The sequence below is a fragment of the Thalassotalea nanhaiensis genome (assembly GCF_031583575.1).
Taxonomy (GTDB): Bacteria; Pseudomonadota; Gammaproteobacteria; order Enterobacterales; family Alteromonadaceae; genus Thalassotalea_A; species Thalassotalea_A nanhaiensis.
Genome location: NZ_CP134146.1, coordinates 2,785,181 through 2,800,454 on the forward strand (window position 1 = coordinate 2,785,181; position 15,274 = coordinate 2,800,454).

The 15,274-nt window shown below is 36.6% G+C and carries 20 protein-coding genes; 4 read left to right on the top strand and 16 right to left on the bottom strand.

Going from position 1 to position 15,274, the window contains the following annotated elements; translation table 11 throughout:
- Positions 1-18: 18 nt before the first annotated feature.
- From RI845_RS12110 to RI845_RS12125, 4 genes are all read right to left on the bottom strand, one after another.
- On the bottom strand, positions 19-501 hold the full coding sequence (locus RI845_RS12110; protein ID WP_348386426.1) for a hypothetical protein: 483 nt from the start codon (positions 499-501) through the stop codon (positions 19-21).
- 38 nt (positions 502-539) lie between these two features.
- Complete coding sequence (locus RI845_RS12115; protein ID WP_348386427.1) at positions 540-1,085, bottom strand: hypothetical protein; 546 nt, start codon at positions 1,083-1,085, stop codon at positions 540-542.
- A gap of 128 nt (positions 1,086-1,213) precedes the next feature.
- The gene (locus tag RI845_RS12120) at positions 1,214-1,810 is read right to left on the bottom strand and encodes a hypothetical protein (protein ID WP_348386428.1); all 597 of its coding nucleotides are present in this window, start codon (positions 1,808-1,810) and stop codon (positions 1,214-1,216) included.
- A 149-nt stretch (positions 1,811-1,959) separates the two neighbouring features.
- On the bottom strand, positions 1,960-2,712 hold the full coding sequence (locus RI845_RS12125; protein WP_348386429.1) for a hypothetical protein: 753 nt from the start codon (positions 2,710-2,712) through the stop codon (positions 1,960-1,962).
- Between the two features lie 154 nt (positions 2,713-2,866).
- Here RI845_RS12125 and RI845_RS12130 point away from each other — a divergent pair, with 154 nt between their 5' ends.
- Complete coding sequence (locus RI845_RS12130) at positions 2,867-3,358, top strand: TFIIB-type zinc ribbon-containing protein (RefSeq protein ID WP_348386430.1); 492 nt, start codon at positions 2,867-2,869, stop codon at positions 3,356-3,358.
- Positions 3,359-3,416: 58 nt separating this feature from the next.
- A complete protein-coding gene (locus RI845_RS12135) occupies positions 3,417-3,623 on the top strand; it encodes a hypothetical protein (RefSeq protein ID WP_348386431.1) in 207 nt (68 codons plus the stop codon).
- A gap of 19 nt (positions 3,624-3,642) precedes the next feature.
- Here RI845_RS12135 and rsuA read toward each other — a convergent pair whose 3' ends face one another.
- From rsuA to RI845_RS12155, 4 genes are all read right to left on the bottom strand, one after another.
- On the bottom strand, positions 3,643-4,335 hold the full coding sequence (gene rsuA, locus RI845_RS12140; protein ID WP_348386432.1) for a 16S rRNA pseudouridine(516) synthase RsuA: 693 nt from the start codon (positions 4,333-4,335) through the stop codon (positions 3,643-3,645).
- A 180-nt stretch (positions 4,336-4,515) separates the two neighbouring features.
- Positions 4,516-4,881 (bottom strand): ribbon-helix-helix domain-containing protein, encoded by a 366-nt coding sequence (locus tag RI845_RS12145; protein WP_348386433.1) that lies wholly within the window; start codon positions 4,879-4,881, stop codon positions 4,516-4,518.
- On the bottom strand, positions 4,868-5,536 hold the full coding sequence (locus RI845_RS12150; protein WP_348386434.1) for an AAA family ATPase: 669 nt from the start codon (positions 5,534-5,536) through the stop codon (positions 4,868-4,870). Before RI845_RS12150 ends, RI845_RS12145 begins: the two co-directional genes overlap by 14 nt.
- Positions 5,537-5,598: 62 nt before the next feature.
- A complete protein-coding gene (locus tag RI845_RS12155) occupies positions 5,599-5,910 on the bottom strand; it encodes a PilZ domain-containing protein (protein WP_348386435.1) in 312 nt (103 codons plus the stop codon).
- A gap of 171 nt (positions 5,911-6,081) precedes the next feature.
- On the opposite strand from RI845_RS12155, the gene RI845_RS12160 reads away from it, so the two are divergent.
- Entirely contained in the window at positions 6,082-6,612 is a 531-nt protein-coding gene (locus RI845_RS12160) for a gamma carbonic anhydrase family protein (protein WP_348386436.1), read from the top strand.
- 15 nt (positions 6,613-6,627) lie between these two features.
- On the opposite strand, the gene RI845_RS12165 is transcribed toward RI845_RS12160, so the two are convergent.
- The 7 genes from RI845_RS12165 to RI845_RS12195 all read right to left on the bottom strand — a co-directional run bounded on the left by RI845_RS12165 (position 6,628) and on the right by RI845_RS12195 (position 12,661).
- Positions 6,628-7,557, bottom strand: a complete 930-nt coding sequence (locus tag RI845_RS12165; RefSeq protein ID WP_348386437.1) for a TolB family protein — start codon at positions 7,555-7,557, stop codon at positions 6,628-6,630.
- A gap of 54 nt (positions 7,558-7,611) precedes the next feature.
- Positions 7,612-8,388, bottom strand: a complete 777-nt coding sequence (locus RI845_RS12170; protein ID WP_348386438.1) for a tRNA-uridine aminocarboxypropyltransferase — start codon at positions 8,386-8,388, stop codon at positions 7,612-7,614.
- A 26-nt stretch (positions 8,389-8,414) separates the two neighbouring features.
- Positions 8,415-8,975 carry a YcgN family cysteine cluster protein gene (locus tag RI845_RS12175; protein ID WP_348386439.1) on the bottom strand — a complete coding sequence of 187 codons (561 nt, stop codon included), beginning with the start codon at positions 8,973-8,975 and terminating at the stop codon, positions 8,415-8,417.
- A 50-nt stretch (positions 8,976-9,025) separates the two neighbouring features.
- A complete protein-coding gene (locus RI845_RS12180) occupies positions 9,026-10,075 on the bottom strand; it encodes a lytic murein transglycosylase (protein WP_348386440.1) in 1,050 nt (349 codons plus the stop codon).
- A 15-nt stretch (positions 10,076-10,090) separates the two neighbouring features.
- Positions 10,091-10,372, bottom strand: coding sequence for a YcgL domain-containing protein (locus RI845_RS12185; protein ID WP_348386441.1), 282 nt, complete (start codon positions 10,370-10,372; stop codon positions 10,091-10,093).
- Between the two features lie 181 nt (positions 10,373-10,553).
- Positions 10,554-11,684 carry a ribonuclease D gene (gene rnd, locus RI845_RS12190; protein ID WP_348386442.1) on the bottom strand — a complete coding sequence of 377 codons (1,131 nt, stop codon included), beginning with the start codon at positions 11,682-11,684 and terminating at the stop codon, positions 10,554-10,556.
- Positions 11,685-11,782: 98 nt separating this feature from the next.
- Positions 11,783-12,661, bottom strand: coding sequence for an ATP-grasp domain-containing protein (locus RI845_RS12195; RefSeq protein ID WP_348386443.1), 879 nt, complete (start codon positions 12,659-12,661; stop codon positions 11,783-11,785).
- A 163-nt stretch (positions 12,662-12,824) separates the two neighbouring features.
- On the opposite strand from RI845_RS12195, the gene RI845_RS12200 reads away from it, so the two are divergent.
- A complete protein-coding gene (locus RI845_RS12200) occupies positions 12,825-13,187 on the top strand; it encodes a hypothetical protein (protein ID WP_348386444.1) in 363 nt (120 codons plus the stop codon).
- Positions 13,188-13,293: 106 nt separating this feature from the next.
- On the opposite strand, the gene RI845_RS12205 is transcribed toward RI845_RS12200, so the two are convergent.
- Positions 13,294-15,141: a M1 family metallopeptidase gene (locus RI845_RS12205; RefSeq protein WP_348386445.1), complete on the bottom strand. Its 1,848-nt coding sequence runs from the start codon at positions 15,139-15,141 to the stop codon at positions 13,294-13,296.
- Positions 15,142-15,274: the final 133 nt, after the last annotated feature.

Here is a 15,274-nt window from a genome sequence, read left to right on the forward strand (position 1 = left end):
CTTTTCAGTATGTTAAGGTCAAATTTGTGCCATAGATATGCGGTAATAGAAAGTCCATTTCCCTTCGTATCCTATTTTCTCGACACTCACGTAATGTGTCATTCCTTTTATAGACCATTGTTTATTAAAAATGAAAGGCTTAGTTAATTCAGAAGGTATATTTTTAGATAATTGGCTCCCATCAAATGAAGGAGAACCAAACCTTTTAGTTAGCTTTTTAACTGCACGTTCATATTGGCTAACTGCAATATTCTTTTCGATATACCTCTGAAACATAGAAATTTCATTTACAATATTTTCTTCGTTACAAAAGTAGAAATAAATAGAATACTCACCAAAAGCCTCAAGTTCATACATATTGTCATCAAGAAAGTTATGACTAGTCAGAGAAACAATTTCTTTTTGATGAGTGCAACTATTCCCTAGTGACATAAGGTTGCCAGATAAAGCTTGGGCACTTTGGGAAATTAACAAAGATAAAAATAAAAATATGTACTTCATGAGATGAATTTATTTCTCTTATTTTGTCTGCTGCTCGCTCATTCCTGCCCATGACTAGTACAGTCTGCTAAAGCGTGTTCCCAAACTTTAGTTATTGTTTGTTTAGATTTGTACACCAATTTTCCAGCGGAAAACTCATAAACATCAGCACTATATTTATAGCCGATAGGTCTTTCACCACCTATATCATCTAGGCATGTTTGATAATCATTACTGGAAAGACGAAGCTTTATGTCTCCGTTATACCATACGACCTTAACAGGGTATTCTTCTTCACCAAAAAATAACACGGGATCAACTAGTGCAGGCTCTTTTTCACAAGCCCCCTTTACCATGGAGTTAATCCACAATTCATTATCTTTAAGCTCCCATGTAGCTTTGTAATCCCTCCAATTAGCGGTACAGACTCCTTGTGTGCCCAACATGGAATGAATATCTTCAAATTTGTACAAATTTTCTAATGGATACTGAAACTGTCCTAGCTCATATGCTTTACCATCTACAATAAAATCATCTTCTATTTGCTGGGTGGCAAAACAATTAATAGAAAAAAGGATTAAGAAAATTGTTACTAGATTACGCACACATTCTTCCTTGCTGTTATCATAATGCTGACCGTCCGAGAATCGCTCGCAGCGGCCTGTGAGCTTTTGATTACATTACGTTAAATTACTAAACGGTACAAGAGTGCCACTTGTAGTCATAGGCAAAGTTAATTTATACCTGTTTCTAAGTTTAAGATTTTTATTTTTTGTTTTTCAATTTTATACTCTATGAAAAACAAAAAATTAGATTGTTTGAAAGTAGCTTTCTCGACTGAATCATCTGGGGAATCAAGCGGTTTAGAAAAAGATAACAGGCGAAAATCCACATTATTAATGTGCTTGGGAAAGGTTACCCCTATTTCTTTAGCTAACTTCAAAGCTTCATCTAATATTACTTGCTGCTTATTGTATCGGTCTAAAAAAGATTGTTCGGTCATTGGGTATTCGATTTGTACATAATTGCCAGAACGGTAGTCACATTCACCGATTTTATTTTTAAAGTACACTAACGCGGTATAATTAGGCTTCTCATTAATTACCCAGTTATTAGATGTTTTATCAGCAAAGAAATGGATTCTTTCATCTCTACATGTACTGTCATTAATATCAGAGCCTTCAAAATCAAAATGACCGTTAAGCCACCACCTTTTCTCATCTGAAAAATAGCTTTTTCTTCCCCCGACCAATTGGAACTTTCCTATTATAGGAAGTTGCCACTCGCTATTATAAACAACAAATAAATCTGTTAATTGTTGTTTATCCATTTCGGTTAAAAACTCTTCTGCTCTAATAGAGGTCAATGCAGTAAAGTATAGAAAGATGCAGAAAATTTTATTCAAATTATGCTCATGTTTATTATAGAAACTATTAAATGCTTTAGATGTGTCTGTCTCTTAATCGCTCATTACTGCCGTTATAATACCGATATAGCTCCAGCAATAGAAAATATGAAATCGCCGTCATCGTTACTATTATCACTGGATGCTACGGCACCACCAGCCGCAAAACCAGCAGGCCCACCGAAAGCAGTAGCTATCGCAACTCCAAGTCCCATTTTATCAACATTTGAATCGGAAGCTGATTCACCAAATTCCATTCCTGTAAATTGAGGCTTAGTATGAATAATTAAGTATGCAGTGTTTTCAGGTAATTTAAATTCATTTCTTAAAGTGTTTTTTTGAAAATTAAACTCAAATTTAGGAAGCTCTTCAGAAATAATATTTCCATCTTTATCTATTGCAGTTAATACAGGATAAAAAAGATAAAGAGGCTTCTCTTTAGCTTTAACGACATAGCTAGCTACGGTTATATGTTCAGACTTATTCGAGTCATAAGGAAATATAATAGCTGGTGAAACATACTCACCAAAATTTATCAAATGGGATGTCGAAGAATTGATTGCGAATTTGCTGTTTTGTAAAGATTGCACAGTAATTCTTTTAAATGCGGCTTTATCTAATTGGGAGAGCTTTGTAGGCTTTACTTTTGAAAATTCGTACACCAATGTAGACAGTGATTTCTCTTGGTATACTCTAGTTGGTTCAGTTGAAGCACATCCACACAAACAGATTAAAACTAAACTCGAAATTAATATTTTTATTCGGTTAAACACAATGCTTCCTTTACAACTAATGATGTTTCTTATTCGCTCTAAGCGATCAGTCATAATCGCTAAAAACTTGTGTTTAAACAATAACATCATGTATTGTACATTAATACAACTTACTAACATTTTCCTCAGTGAATTTTGAGGAACTGAGGAAATTATAACCCCTCAAAATTACGTAGTTTAAACTTGAATATACAAGGAAAGAAGTTAAATGAAATGTCCAAGAACAGGTACTCAACTTAAAACTATCAAAGTCGGCGGTATGGAAATTGAAATATCTGAAAGCTGCGGAGGTGCATTCTTTGATAACTCTGAATTGGATAAATTTAAAGACCCTAAAAGTGTTCGTGGTTCAGCATTAGTAAAACATTTACGACAATTCAAAAATACTTCTTTGAACGAAAAGGAGAGAATTAAATGCCCTAAGTGTGAAAATACTGTAATGATGAGGCGATATTTTAGTCCATTAAAGGTTTTAGAAATAGATGAATGCCCTGGTTGTGCTGGTATTTGGTTAGATACTGCTGAATTAGATAAACTTCATGAAAATCATTTAACTGAACGTGAACGAGCTTTACTTCGAATTGAAATGATGAACGATATCTATATCCCAAATATTGACGCGCCTTTACATAGAATTATGCGAAATGGTGAGAACCGATTAGCATCAGTATTTGAGATGGCTACTTATATTATTGAATAGCCGCCTTTGAGCGATTAAGAAAAGCTCAGTTAGGGAAGTTTGCAAAGGATTACATTAAATGTCAGGTTATTATATTTTAGGTTGTGCGTTATTTTTTATTTATTTAGGCGTTAAAGAGAAAAGAAAAGCTCTTTCTTCTGAAACATTACAGGCAGATGAAAACAAAGCTCAGCTTACTAAACAATTAACCCGAAGCAAGCTCCTAATTTTTTCTGGCAGTCTTATGCTTTCAGCTCAACTTTTATTCTTATTTACTGAAGTTTAGAGCGATAAACATTCCAACCTTAGCTTATTGAATTAACCTCTGCCTCGGTTAAATAACGCCATTCACCTAAAGAAAGATCTGGGTCTAGTTCGATATCACCTATCTGCTCTCGGTGTAAGCCAATCACTCGGTTACCAATTGCAGCAAACATTCTTTTTACTTGGTGGTATTTTCCTTCAGAAATCGTTAATAACGCTTCTTTTTCGCCTAATACCTCAAGTAAAGCTGGTTTTGTCAGCTTAGGTTCATTTTGTAATTGCACCCCTTCTGCAAAACGCTCTGCTGCATTTTCAGGAATAGGCTTTGATAGTTGCACTCTATAGCGTTTATTACATTCTTTTTTTGGGGACGTAATTTTATGAGACCATTGACCGTCATCGGTAATTAAAACCAAACCTGTTGTATCCGCATCTAATCGGCCGGCAATATGTAAATCAAAAGCACGGTCGACTTCAACTAAATGCAAAACAGACGGGTAAAGCTCATCAACATTCGAGCAAATGCAGTCTGCGGGTTTATACAACATGATATAACGGGCAGCGGCAAACGTTAGTCTATTGCAGTTAAAGGTAACGACAGACTCTTCATACACTTGAAAACCAGGATCTTTAATAACCTCATCAGCCACTTTAACTGCGCCACGTTTCAAATATTTTTTTGCATCACTGCGCGATAATTCAGTACAACGACAAATATACTTATCTAATCTCATGTTTAACTTTTTATTAATGATATTGGAAAAGGAGAAATAACAGAGTAAATACTTTCTATGGTAATTCTAAGTTAACTTATCCCTAAATTAATAAAGGCAAGTTTATCACATACTTTATTAAGTATGGATAAACTTGCCTTTCATAAAGAAATAAATATTTAGACTTAGCTTTACCTTAAACTACTTCACTTTCGACAAAAGTAGTTTGTTAGGGTTGTCTTGAAAATAAAAGTTGTTCACTAAAATTCGCAATAACCGAGACTTTGGAATATTTGTTTTTATCGCTAACTCATTAAGCTGCTCAATAATATCTTCACTTAACGTGAACGTCGCATGTTTAAAGGGTTTATCTGATTGTGGCTCTGCTGCTGGTTCAATTGAATTAGCAATTTTTTGGCTAAGTAATTGCGTTTGCGCCTGAATATCTGCACTAACAATTTGCGGATCGCCAATTGAGTAGTTAGTCGAATCATCAATAAATTCATCAACAGTAAAACTACGTTTGATTTTAGTTGATGATTGCTTTTTCAGATCAGCTAAACTCATAGCTAAGCTCCTGCTTAATTGACATCATTTCAGTTGCTATACTTCTCACCTCATCAGCAGCCTTGCCGTTAGGCTCGGTTTCAAATACTGAGGTGCCTTTTTCTTCACTATCATCGTAAATGTTACGTGCATAGGTGATTGAATCCAGTACATTGATACCATAAGATGCACAAACTTCTTTAGCTTCCATGATTCGAGGAGCTTGATTTGGCAACGATGGACACTGAGTAATTACAAAAGAGGCTATCATTTTAGGGTTAACCATTTTACAAGTACTGAGCATATCTTCCATATGTGGTGCTGTTTTAATATCGCGACGCTTAGGACGCATTGGAATAAGCACATGGTCAGCAACTGACATGGCAGCCCTAAGAGCTAGATTGTCCTGACCACCACAATCGACAATAACATAGTCGTAATGTTCATTTAAGCTGAGTAAGTCATTACGAATTTTACCGTATAATTGAATACAGTTTATTGTCGCTAGTTTGGGGTCGTTATTTCGAGCTTGGATCCAATCAGATGTTGTTCGCTGAGGATCGCAGTCGGCAATTAATACACTGGCATTTTTTTCTTTGGCAAAAAATACGCCTATATTTTGAGCTAAACAGCTTTTACCGCTACCGCCCTTTTCTCCACCTACCAATAATATCATTATTTATTTCCTTGGTTATTATTCTTATGTAAACGTAACAGTATTTCAGCACATGCTACATTTCATGCCATTTGAAAACCTAAACTAAACTTACCGTTTTGCAACTCAATACACCTAACTACCTTAGCGGGTAAAAATCGGCTTTCGGGATGGTCAGCTTGAAATTTAAATTCGACTACAGTATCAATTGCAATAGCAAAATCATGTTCGATACGTAATCCACCTTTAGAGAAGTCTTCACAAGAGCATTGTAATTTATGAGCTTGGCCATCACTGTCATGCCAAGAAATATCGACTAATTCACGCTCCATGTCTATGCGGAAATTTTGACGACGTTCAATGTTGTCTAGTTCATCTAAGTTAGTTTCATTCATTATTATTTTGTTCCCTTGAAATAAGGCAAGCCCCTCTATGCCAAAGACGGAATTTAGCGGGCTTACTTTCAACTTGATATATCCAATATAACAACAAATATCAAAAAAATACAAATTTAGTGCAATTATAATGTTAAATTAAAAAACAAAATAAAGTAAAAGGAAGCAGATATGCTTTACCAAATTTCAAATAAAAAGCCTACTATCAAAGGCGATCACTTTATCGCGCCAACAGCTGTTTTAATTGGTGACGTGGTGTTAGAAAACAATGCCAGCATTTGGTTTAATGTCATTATACGAGCTGATAACGACACCATAACTATTGGGGAAAACTCAAATATCCAAGATGGTAGCATTTTGCATGTCGATACTGATGTCCCGCTTACTGTTGGTCGAAATGTAACTGTTGGTCATAAAGTTATGTTACATGGTTGCACAATTGGCGATGGCAGTTTAATTGGCATGAACGCAGTAGTACTAAATGGCGCTAACATTGGTAAAGAGTGCCTCATAGGGGCAAACACGTTAGTACCCGAAAATATGCAAGTACCAGATGGTTCAATGGTGCTAGGTAGCCCTGGAAAAATAGTAAAGCAGCTTTCTGATGAGCACCGCCAAATGATAGCCTATGGGGCTGAACATTATGTTGAAAACGGCAAACGTTACAACGAAACAGGGAAAGTAATCACTAACAGTGATTAACTCCCTGTGCTCTGGTTACTTTGTGGCGCAAACAAAGGCTAAATAGACCGAATTTTCAGACATCACCATTCGAGTGATGTCGCCTTTACAATTGCTTGAGAAATCCAAAAACGGTTGCCACTTACCTTCTTCATCGAGTTCATTTTTCATTACGATTGCTTTATCAGCCGATAATAACGCGCCACTTTGATGCCAAGCATAATACATATTATTAGCCGGTAAAGTAACAGATGTCTCTACAGTTTTATCTGCAGGATTATAAAGCTTCAGTTGCCACTGTTTGCCATCGGCTTTGGTGTAGCTATAAAGATTTTCATTAGGCACTTTACGTAAAGTTCGACCAATATTAATATCTACCGGCTGAGTTTTTCCTGTACTTAACTGCACTCTCTGTAACGTCATAGGGTCACCGAGTACAAATAATAAAAGCTCATCAGAATTTAGCCAAACATGATAACCAACATCAAATACCGATGGGATCAACGACTCCCCGACAAGTTCATTTTTAGTTTCTTGAGGACTGTAAGGGTATTGCCATAATAATTGCTTGCCATCGTCACCTACCCTTATTACCGAAAAATGTTTACCGTCGGGCGTAATTGTTGGTGAATATTCACTGGCAGCAGAAGAAGTTAAGTTTGATGTTTTTTTGGTTGTTAAATCAAAATGTAAACTGTCAGTTTGTTGAGTTGCTTTACCATCAGCTCCTTTAACTTCATACATAGCAGTAAATAATAAAGAATTGCTGTCAGCCGTAAAATGAGGCTGATTGTCATACCCCTGACGCTGGCTAATATTTTCGATTGAAACTAATTTATTATCTTTAATTTCAGCAACATAGACTTCATCTTCAGCAAATGCAGCGCTACTGAATAGATTAATACTCAGAATAGTGAACAGGCTCTTTAAAAAATGGGATTTTGTATAAGGGGAATTTAATATCATCTAAAACTCGTTATAAATATTGTTTATTAAACGTTATCTCAAAGACGATATTAGTCAAGCTATTTTAATAAACTCGTGGTATCGGTTTAGTGATTCAGGATCAGCCAAACTCCTTTGCTTTACTGAGCGCTGATATTGATAAGTAAATACATCAAACCACAAATCTAAATGCAGAGCATTTTTGTCATCGCCCATAAGCGCTAATACTTTAGCCGCAACTTCTGCCGTAGCTAATTCTCCAGCTTTTGCCGCTTTTCTCACTTGATAACGAGAATCAAAATTACCTGGTATTTTATTATTCTCTTGCTGTTCTTCTTGGCTTGGTTGTGGAATAGATATTATTGGTAATTGACTTAAATAAGGGCTCTTACGAAAGATTTTTTTGGCTTGTCGCCAAGTAGCATCGATTAGAATGAATAACGGTTTTTTATTATTGCTGAAGTCAGTAGTCACTTGCTCCGGCTTACACTCATAAACATCTTGACCTTCATTTGCATAGTCTTTTGGAAACACTAAATAAGGCTGATATTTGTCATTATTAAGTAACGCTAATAACTCTGGATTTGGCTCAGTTCTGCGCCAAAGAAACGCATAAGTATCTTTAACAACATCTGCTATTAGCCGCCCTGTATTGCTAGGTTTAAGCACTTCATTATCATACATTAATAATAAAAAGGCATACTCACTATCGCCCTGTTTAACCAAGTTGCATATACAAAACTCTTTGTCTAAACGGCACACATCACATCGCTTAACCTTCCAACCTCGAGCTTTGAATTCGGTTGTACTTAAGCTTTTACGATATAAATATAGTTTTTGAACGGCGTGCATAATTGACTTAATAGAGTTCCAGTTTACTAATCAATGTCTGCTAACGGCCAAGTTACGATATGTTCTTCGTAATCTTGCATGTCAACTTCATTGTCTTTTATTACCTTGCCACGAACAGACATCCCAGCTTTGTGCATTGCTGATTTTTTTCCTTTATGGAGTAACGGATGCCAGGCTGGTAATCCTCGCCCTTCTTGCAAACGGCGATATGTACAGCTGTCAGGCATAAAGAAAATATCTTCCAGATTATCCTGAGTAAGTTTTACACAATCAGGAACAAGACGAGTTCGCTCTGAATACTTGCTACATTGGCAGGTTTTATCATTTAACAGATAACACACAACATTGGTGTATAGCATCTCTTCGCCTTCACGGATAAAGTCCGTAGGCTGCTGCATACCTTCATCAGCAAGTTCAACATCATCATCGTGCTCTTCTTCAATGATTTTATGTAAGCAACATTTACCACAACCATCACACAAAGACTCCCATTCTGATTCAGTCATTTCACTGAGACTTTTGGTTTGCCAAAATAGCTCTAACGGCTTTTTAGTTGGTGTTTTTGTTTTTTTACTTTTCTTACTCACATAAACCTCAAAGAGGATATTTCAAAATATCCTCTGTTATATCAATTCCACTATTGATCGAACTTAATTCTGTCAGCTAAATGACCAACACTGGTGACAAAATAATAAGATAAGTTCCAGTGCATCAACGATTTGTAATTGTCATACGCTAGATAAGCACGCCCTTCTTCGCCATCAGGAAAAACAAGCGCAGCGGTTATATCTACATGAGGTAAATCATTGCCATTAAATTTGCGTACGCCAGCGGCTTGCCAATCACTTAACTTCATTTCAGTTAAAGACCATTGTTTCAACCACGGCTTACGTCCGCCGGTGTTTTGCGGAATAGCTAATTTATAATCAAAGTTCTCAGGTAATTTTACTTGTCTTGCCCAAGTGATTTCGTTATCCCAACCTACTTTTTTTAGGTAGTTGGCAATAGAGGCAAAAACGTCAGAGGTATTATTCCAAATATCTTTTTTACCATCACCGTCACCATCAGCGGCATAAGCTAAAAATGAACTCGGCATAAACTGATTATGACCCATAGCGCCAGCCCAAGAGCCTTTCATATCAGAAATTTTAATATGCCCTTGTTCTAAAATAGTTAGAGCATCAAATAACTGGCTTTTAAAGAAACTTTCTCTACGGCCATCATAAGCCATAGTAGCTAACGCTGAAACGACGTTAAAATTTCCTGTAATTCTGCCAAAATTAGACTCTAAAGCCCATAAAGACACAATAAACCTAGGTTGCACGCCAAACTGTTTGCCTATTTTAGTAAGCTCGGCTTTATGTTTGCTTAACATATCTTTAGCTTTATTAACTTTCCAATCAGGAACTCGTTTAGGTAAATATGTTTCTAGCGTTTCAACACTCTCAGGTTGGTTTCTATCGGCTTTAACAGCACGCTTATGATAAACAACATCAGCAAAACTCTGTTCTACGAGGGCTTCTGAGAAGCCTTTTTCAAGTGCCTGTTGTTTTAATTGTTCTACGTAATTTTCAAAGCTAATTTTTGGCTCTGGATGAGGCGCAGCTGCAACTTGAGCAGCTGAAGATAAAGAAAGTAACGTTGAGCTGGCAAGGATGAAGGCGGCCAAGCTGTGTTTAATTTTCATGTAATGCTCCGGTAATTATACGTCTTCAACACCGGCATCAATGCGGTGTTGTTTTAATAGATCTTCTGTAGGCGGTGGCAGTTGTAAATAAAAGCCATGCTGGCTTAAATTTGTTTTTAATTTGTCTATATCTGCTATTCCTAATTTGTCACGATTGGCGAGGTTAATCAAGGTTACCAATTGAGGTGTTCCAAAGGTTTTCATTAACGCCTCTGGTACCGATGAAAAATCATCGCGTTTTAACACATATAAGTAAGTTTCAAGTTTTCTCGAGCTTTTATAAACCGCGCACAACATAGCAATTTCACTGTAATTTAATATTATGCAAAATATACCATTAAGGCTGATGAGCTGAAAGTGAAATTACTGTCTGAATAAGGTTTTGACAAGGATTAATGTTATAGGTTTCGAAAATGGGCAAAAACATCACAAAAAGTTTACATTGTTGCCCTTATTTCTCGGTTCTGGTTATTTAGATTTAAAAACCTGAATCGGCAAATTCGTTGAGTTCCTTCGCAAATAAATCCCCACGCCAACCTTTCAGTAATTCAACTTTATCGAGTTGCTGTTCGTTTAACTGCCAATACCAAGATAAAAATTGATTGATTTGCTTTTTACCCGCAACAACTTGTGCATCAAGGTTTTGCTCTTGGGCCAGCTGAGCGATTTTGTTTTTAACTGATTTGAATACTTGTTTATAGCTAGGGTAAGCATCTAAGCGAGTGAGTGCTTTCGGATATACTTCTTCAGGCTCTTTATTAGCTGCGCGTAATACATTAAGCATCGCCTTACCTTTATGACGAACGTCTAAAATCTCAATACCATCATAATTTGCCATGGCTCCGACACTTTGCGGATTTCGTTGTGCGAGCATCATCAAGGTATGATCTTTAGCAACAAAACTTAACGGTAAGTTGCGCTTTACCGCCTGATCATATCGCCACGAAAGTAAATGCTGTAATAACAGTAATTGTTGCGGTGCTAATTTCCAAGCCTGCTTGTTTTCAAGGTAAAGTTTATCGGCATCAATTGCGGTGAACTTTTTCTCAATTTGTTGCTGTGATTCTTGTCTTGCCGCTTGTAAAAAACCAGATTGTTCAATATCGGCAAATAATTTACTACTAATTTGATGAAGATATAATACATCTGCAGCTGCGTAATCTAATTGCTTATCACTTAACGGACGCTTCATCCAATCAGTACGTGATTCACTTTTGTCCACATCCAAATCTAAATAGTGTTTAATCATCGCCGCATACCCCATAGATAGGCCATGCCCTAAAAAGGACATCATTACTTGCGAGTCAATCATATTGGCTGGTTTGCAGTTACCAGAATGCAAAAACACTTCTAAATCTTCTGAGCAAGAATGAATAATCTTTAACAAGGATTCATCTTTAAGTAATTGCCAAAAAGGTTCTAAATCATCTAAGGCAACAGGATCAATTAACGCTAATTCATTGCCGTCATAAGCTTGAATTAAGCCTAAATTAGGGTAAAGGGTACGAGTACGTACAAATTCTGTATCAACGGCAAGTAAATCTGCATCTTTAACCGCAGAGCAATAGTCTAATAAGCTCTGTTGATCTTGAATATAAGTAAATTGCACGCAGACTCCGAAAAAATAGGAAATAGATAAAAATAAAATGAACAGGCAGTGTCAGCGTAAACCATTACGCTGTCAAGCCCTTGATAATGGAATTAGTACTATAAGCTATGCTCTCTTTGCATACGCTCAGCAAACAGTCTTGCAAACAATGGCGCCGAATTTTCATCCATATTAAAGTACAGTGATGGTTCAATTAGCTCAGCTTCCATCATTGCAAACTCATTGCCATGTCGAACAAAATCAACTCTGGCATACATTGGCGTAGTTGATAATTGCGCAACAGCATGCTCCGCTTGCTCTTTCAGTTTTTGCTCTGGCTCTACTAACTTAAGTCTACCACCGTGCTCTTCTTGTACTCTAAAGTCATTATCTTTTGGTGTTTTAAGTATGCTATGGCTGTACTTTCCATCAAAGTAAAAGCATGAATACTCACCTTCTTCAATTACACTTTTCATAAATGGCTGTGCCATAAAGTCGCCATTAGCAAACGCGAGTTCTAATTGCTCTTTATGTGAAGCGACATTGGCTTTAGTTAGCCAAAAGGTGTTGTCAGCATTTGCACTTACACAAGGCTTTATAACGATTTGATCGGTATTAAATGTTGAAAAAAAGCCAGCAACGTCATCATAGTTAAAATGTTCTTGCCAAATAGTTGGTACAATAGTTACTTGCTTATGCTGTAACTCTTGCAGGTATTTTTTGTTAATGTTCCAACGAACAATATCAATATTATTCTCAAGAATTGCAGAAGAAGACTCTATATCAGATAACACTTGTAAAAACCTAGGCGCATCTTCTTGATAATCCCATGGCGTTCTGATCAAAACTACATCGAACTCGTTCCAATTAACGTTCGCCTGTTTCCAGGATACTAATTGCGTTTTCCAGCCCAAATCAAGCAACGGTTGATCAAATAAATGATCATAAGCTTCAAAGTCGTCTAAACAATCCATAGTTAAAATAGCGCAATGTTTCAAAATAAGCTCCAAATACAAGTGATACTGATTAAAGTAAGTTATCTGCCGAAGAGTTTACAAGAGTTTTAAGTTAAGTTCTCCCATAAACTTGACGTAACACTATAAAAAACCTTAAATTAAAATGAATTGAAATAAATTAATTATTTAAATAGCAGATAAAGACATGACTATAAAAAAATCGCTTCTTGCACTTAGCTTAAGTTTAGGATTAATCACAACAGGTGTTATAGCAGAAGAAGGTATGGAAACTGAAACGATTAGTATCGAGATCCCTATGGTGACAGATGCACAAGTATTTTCTAAATTTGACGATAAATACCCTGCTATGGTGAATTATTTTACTAAAAATTCATTTAGTGAAATCACCAGTTTTTACAGTGAACAGTTTGGTTCGCCAATTTCAGAACAAACGGTATATGGCCGTTTAGAACTTAAATTTGATTACATGCAACAAAACATTAGAGTTATCGTTGCTAAACAAAAAGAACATCGCGAAGTTGATGTGCTTGTCGAAGAGCAAAAATAACTTTAATTTATACCTCAAAACTAATGATGGCATGAGACAGGTTATTTACCTTCCTTAGCCAAAAAAGCCAGCTGAATCGCTGGCTTTTTTAATGTTTAGGTAATAACTACTTAGTTAATACGCCATCTACTGTACCTTGTGCTAAAGGATGATAGCCAGGACGTGCCTTCACATATACCGCTTTCACCCAGGTTAACCCGGCTTCAGTTTCAGCCAGCTTTTTATAAAGTGGCACTATCAACTTTCTGCGACCAATATTTATTAAATATTGTTCTAATTGTGGCTTCACTACGTCATAGCCAGAATGTAATGCTAATAAATACCAAGCATGAGCTATTTCAGCATTTGAGCTTTTAGTTAAGTTAAATTCATTATCAAGCTCAACCATTTTATCAGTAGCTAAATCACGAGGTAAGCCATTGATGAAATATAACCACTCGTGCACAGTCCAAGATGCTGTTGGTAAATCAGTTAATGCTTTATCCCCTGCAAGCCATGCTGCAGCTAACGAGCTTACATTGGTGAATGCATCTGACTTAGGCGTTGGAACTGTTTCAGGTAAGCCTTTACCAAATACCCACTCTTGCACTTCAGCATCACTCACAATACCAGGATACTTACTAATTAAATGAGTATCTAAATATTCTAAGAAGTCTTTAGTGCCGATACTTTGGAAGCTGAAACTATTAAAGTAAGACAACACAAATGGGTCAAAACGTTCACGGCCAAAGCGCTGCTCTAGAAACATTAAAAATAACTGACCTTTTACGTATGGTACATCACTAAACGCTGCGTCAGGATCTCTACCTTGAAGATCAAGGTATAAAATTGAATCATTTTCAGGCAAGTCAGCAATATCAGTATGCAAATCAGCGACTCCTAATGCTTGCTCCATAACGGCACGGTCTTTACCAAATACAACTTCCATAATGCGATTTTCAACATAAGACGTGAAGCCTTCGTTCAGCCATAAATCGCGCCAGCTTTCATTAGTCACCAAGTTACCTGACCAAGAATGTGCTAACTCGTGAGCAATAAGGCTGACTAAACTTTTATCACCAGCAACTACAGTTGGCGTAATAAATGATAAACGCGGGTTTTCCATGCCCCCAAAAGGGAAACTTGGCGGTAACATTAATAAATCGTAACGACCCCAACGGTAAGACCCGTATAACGCTTCTGATGCCGTGATCATAGCTTGTGTATCGTTAAACTCCTGTGCTGATGCTTCTAAAATATAGCGTTCGGCATAAACACCTGTTTGTTCGCTCATTGCTTGAAATTCTAAGTCACCAACACCAATGGCAATTAGATAAGGCGGAATAGCTTGTGGCATTTCAAAAAAGTAATCGCCGTCTTTTTGGGTTGTTGGTTCATTATTCGCACTCATCACAGCTAACAAATCTGAACTTGTACGAATTCGCGCGGTATACGTTAAACGTACCGCGGGAGTATCTTGAATTGGGATCCAACTACGGGCATGAATCGCCTGATTTTGACTAAACATGAATGGGTGTTTTTTACCTGCAGTTTGCTCAGGGGTAAGCCATTGTAGTCCTGACGCTACTCTCGTCGATTGATAATAAACTCGAATTTTATCGGTCTGAAAGCTTGGCGTAATGCTTAGCTTAGAGCCCATAACATCATCACGTGGTGCTAGGCTAAAATCACTGGTTAGCCAATTATTATCGGCAGTTTTTGCTAAAACTTTAAATACTTTTAAGTCTCGAGTATCTAAATAAATTGCGGTTGCATTTTTGTCTGACCAATTAAGCTCAATATCAACAAAGCCCTTTAACGCTTTTTCTTCAAAATCAACGGTTAAATCAAGGTATACGTGGTTGATTCTAACTTGATCATAGTTGGCATAGGTTAAGTCATCATTTACTGCCGCGTTTGCGGTAAAGCTAAATAACAGTAATGAGGCGATTAGTTGGCCCATTTTTTTAAACATAGAATTCTCTTATTTGTAATCTACTGCTGGAGTGTAAAAATTTTATTCGCCCACTTTCTAGTAGGCTTTGAGCGCTTAGTGTACCGAGCAATAAATATTTAACAAGGATAGGCGTAAATTTTTAATTAATAGA

Coding starts and splice junctions, on each gene's coding strand:
- RI845_RS12130 (WP_348386430.1), top strand. CDS start 2,867: ATGAAATGTCCAAGAACAGGTACTCAACTTAAAACTATCAAAGTCGGC.
- RI845_RS12135 (WP_348386431.1), top strand. CDS start 3,417: ATGTCAGGTTATTATATTTTAGGTTGTGCGTTATTTTTTATTTATTTA.
- RI845_RS12165 (WP_348386437.1), bottom strand. CDS start 7,557: ATGATATTAAATTCCCCTTATACAAAATCCCATTTTTTAAAGAGCCTG.
- RI845_RS12205 (WP_348386445.1), bottom strand. CDS start 15,141: ATGTTTAAAAAAATGGGCCAACTAATCGCCTCATTACTGTTATTTAGC.
- RI845_RS12160 (WP_348386436.1), top strand. CDS start 6,082: ATGCTTTACCAAATTTCAAATAAAAAGCCTACTATCAAAGGCGATCAC.
- RI845_RS12125 (WP_348386429.1), bottom strand. CDS start 2,712: ATGACTGATCGCTTAGAGCGAATAAGAAACATCATTAGTTGTAAAGGA.
- RI845_RS12120 (WP_348386428.1), bottom strand. CDS start 1,810: ATGGATAAACAACAATTAACAGATTTATTTGTTGTTTATAATAGCGAG.
- RI845_RS12180 (WP_348386440.1), bottom strand. CDS start 10,075: ATGAAAATTAAACACAGCTTGGCCGCCTTCATCCTTGCCAGCTCAACG.
- RI845_RS12170 (WP_348386438.1), bottom strand. CDS start 8,388: ATGCACGCCGTTCAAAAACTATATTTATATCGTAAAAGCTTAAGTACA.
- RI845_RS12145 (WP_348386433.1), bottom strand. CDS start 4,881: ATGAGTTTAGCTGATCTGAAAAAGCAATCATCAACTAAAATCAAACGT.
- RI845_RS12150 (WP_348386434.1), bottom strand. CDS start 5,536: ATGATATTATTGGTAGGTGGAGAAAAGGGCGGTAGCGGTAAAAGCTGT.
- RI845_RS12110 (WP_348386426.1), bottom strand. CDS start 501: ATGAAGTACATATTTTTATTTTTATCTTTGTTAATTTCCCAAAGTGCC.
- rsuA (WP_348386432.1), bottom strand. CDS start 4,335: ATGAGATTAGATAAGTATATTTGTCGTTGTACTGAATTATCGCGCAGT.
- RI845_RS12155 (WP_348386435.1), bottom strand. CDS start 5,910: ATGAATGAAACTAACTTAGATGAACTAGACAACATTGAACGTCGTCAA.
- RI845_RS12185 (WP_348386441.1), bottom strand. CDS start 10,372: ATGTTGTGCGCGGTTTATAAAAGCTCGAGAAAACTTGAAACTTACTTA.
- RI845_RS12200 (WP_348386444.1), top strand. CDS start 12,825: ATGACTATAAAAAAATCGCTTCTTGCACTTAGCTTAAGTTTAGGATTA.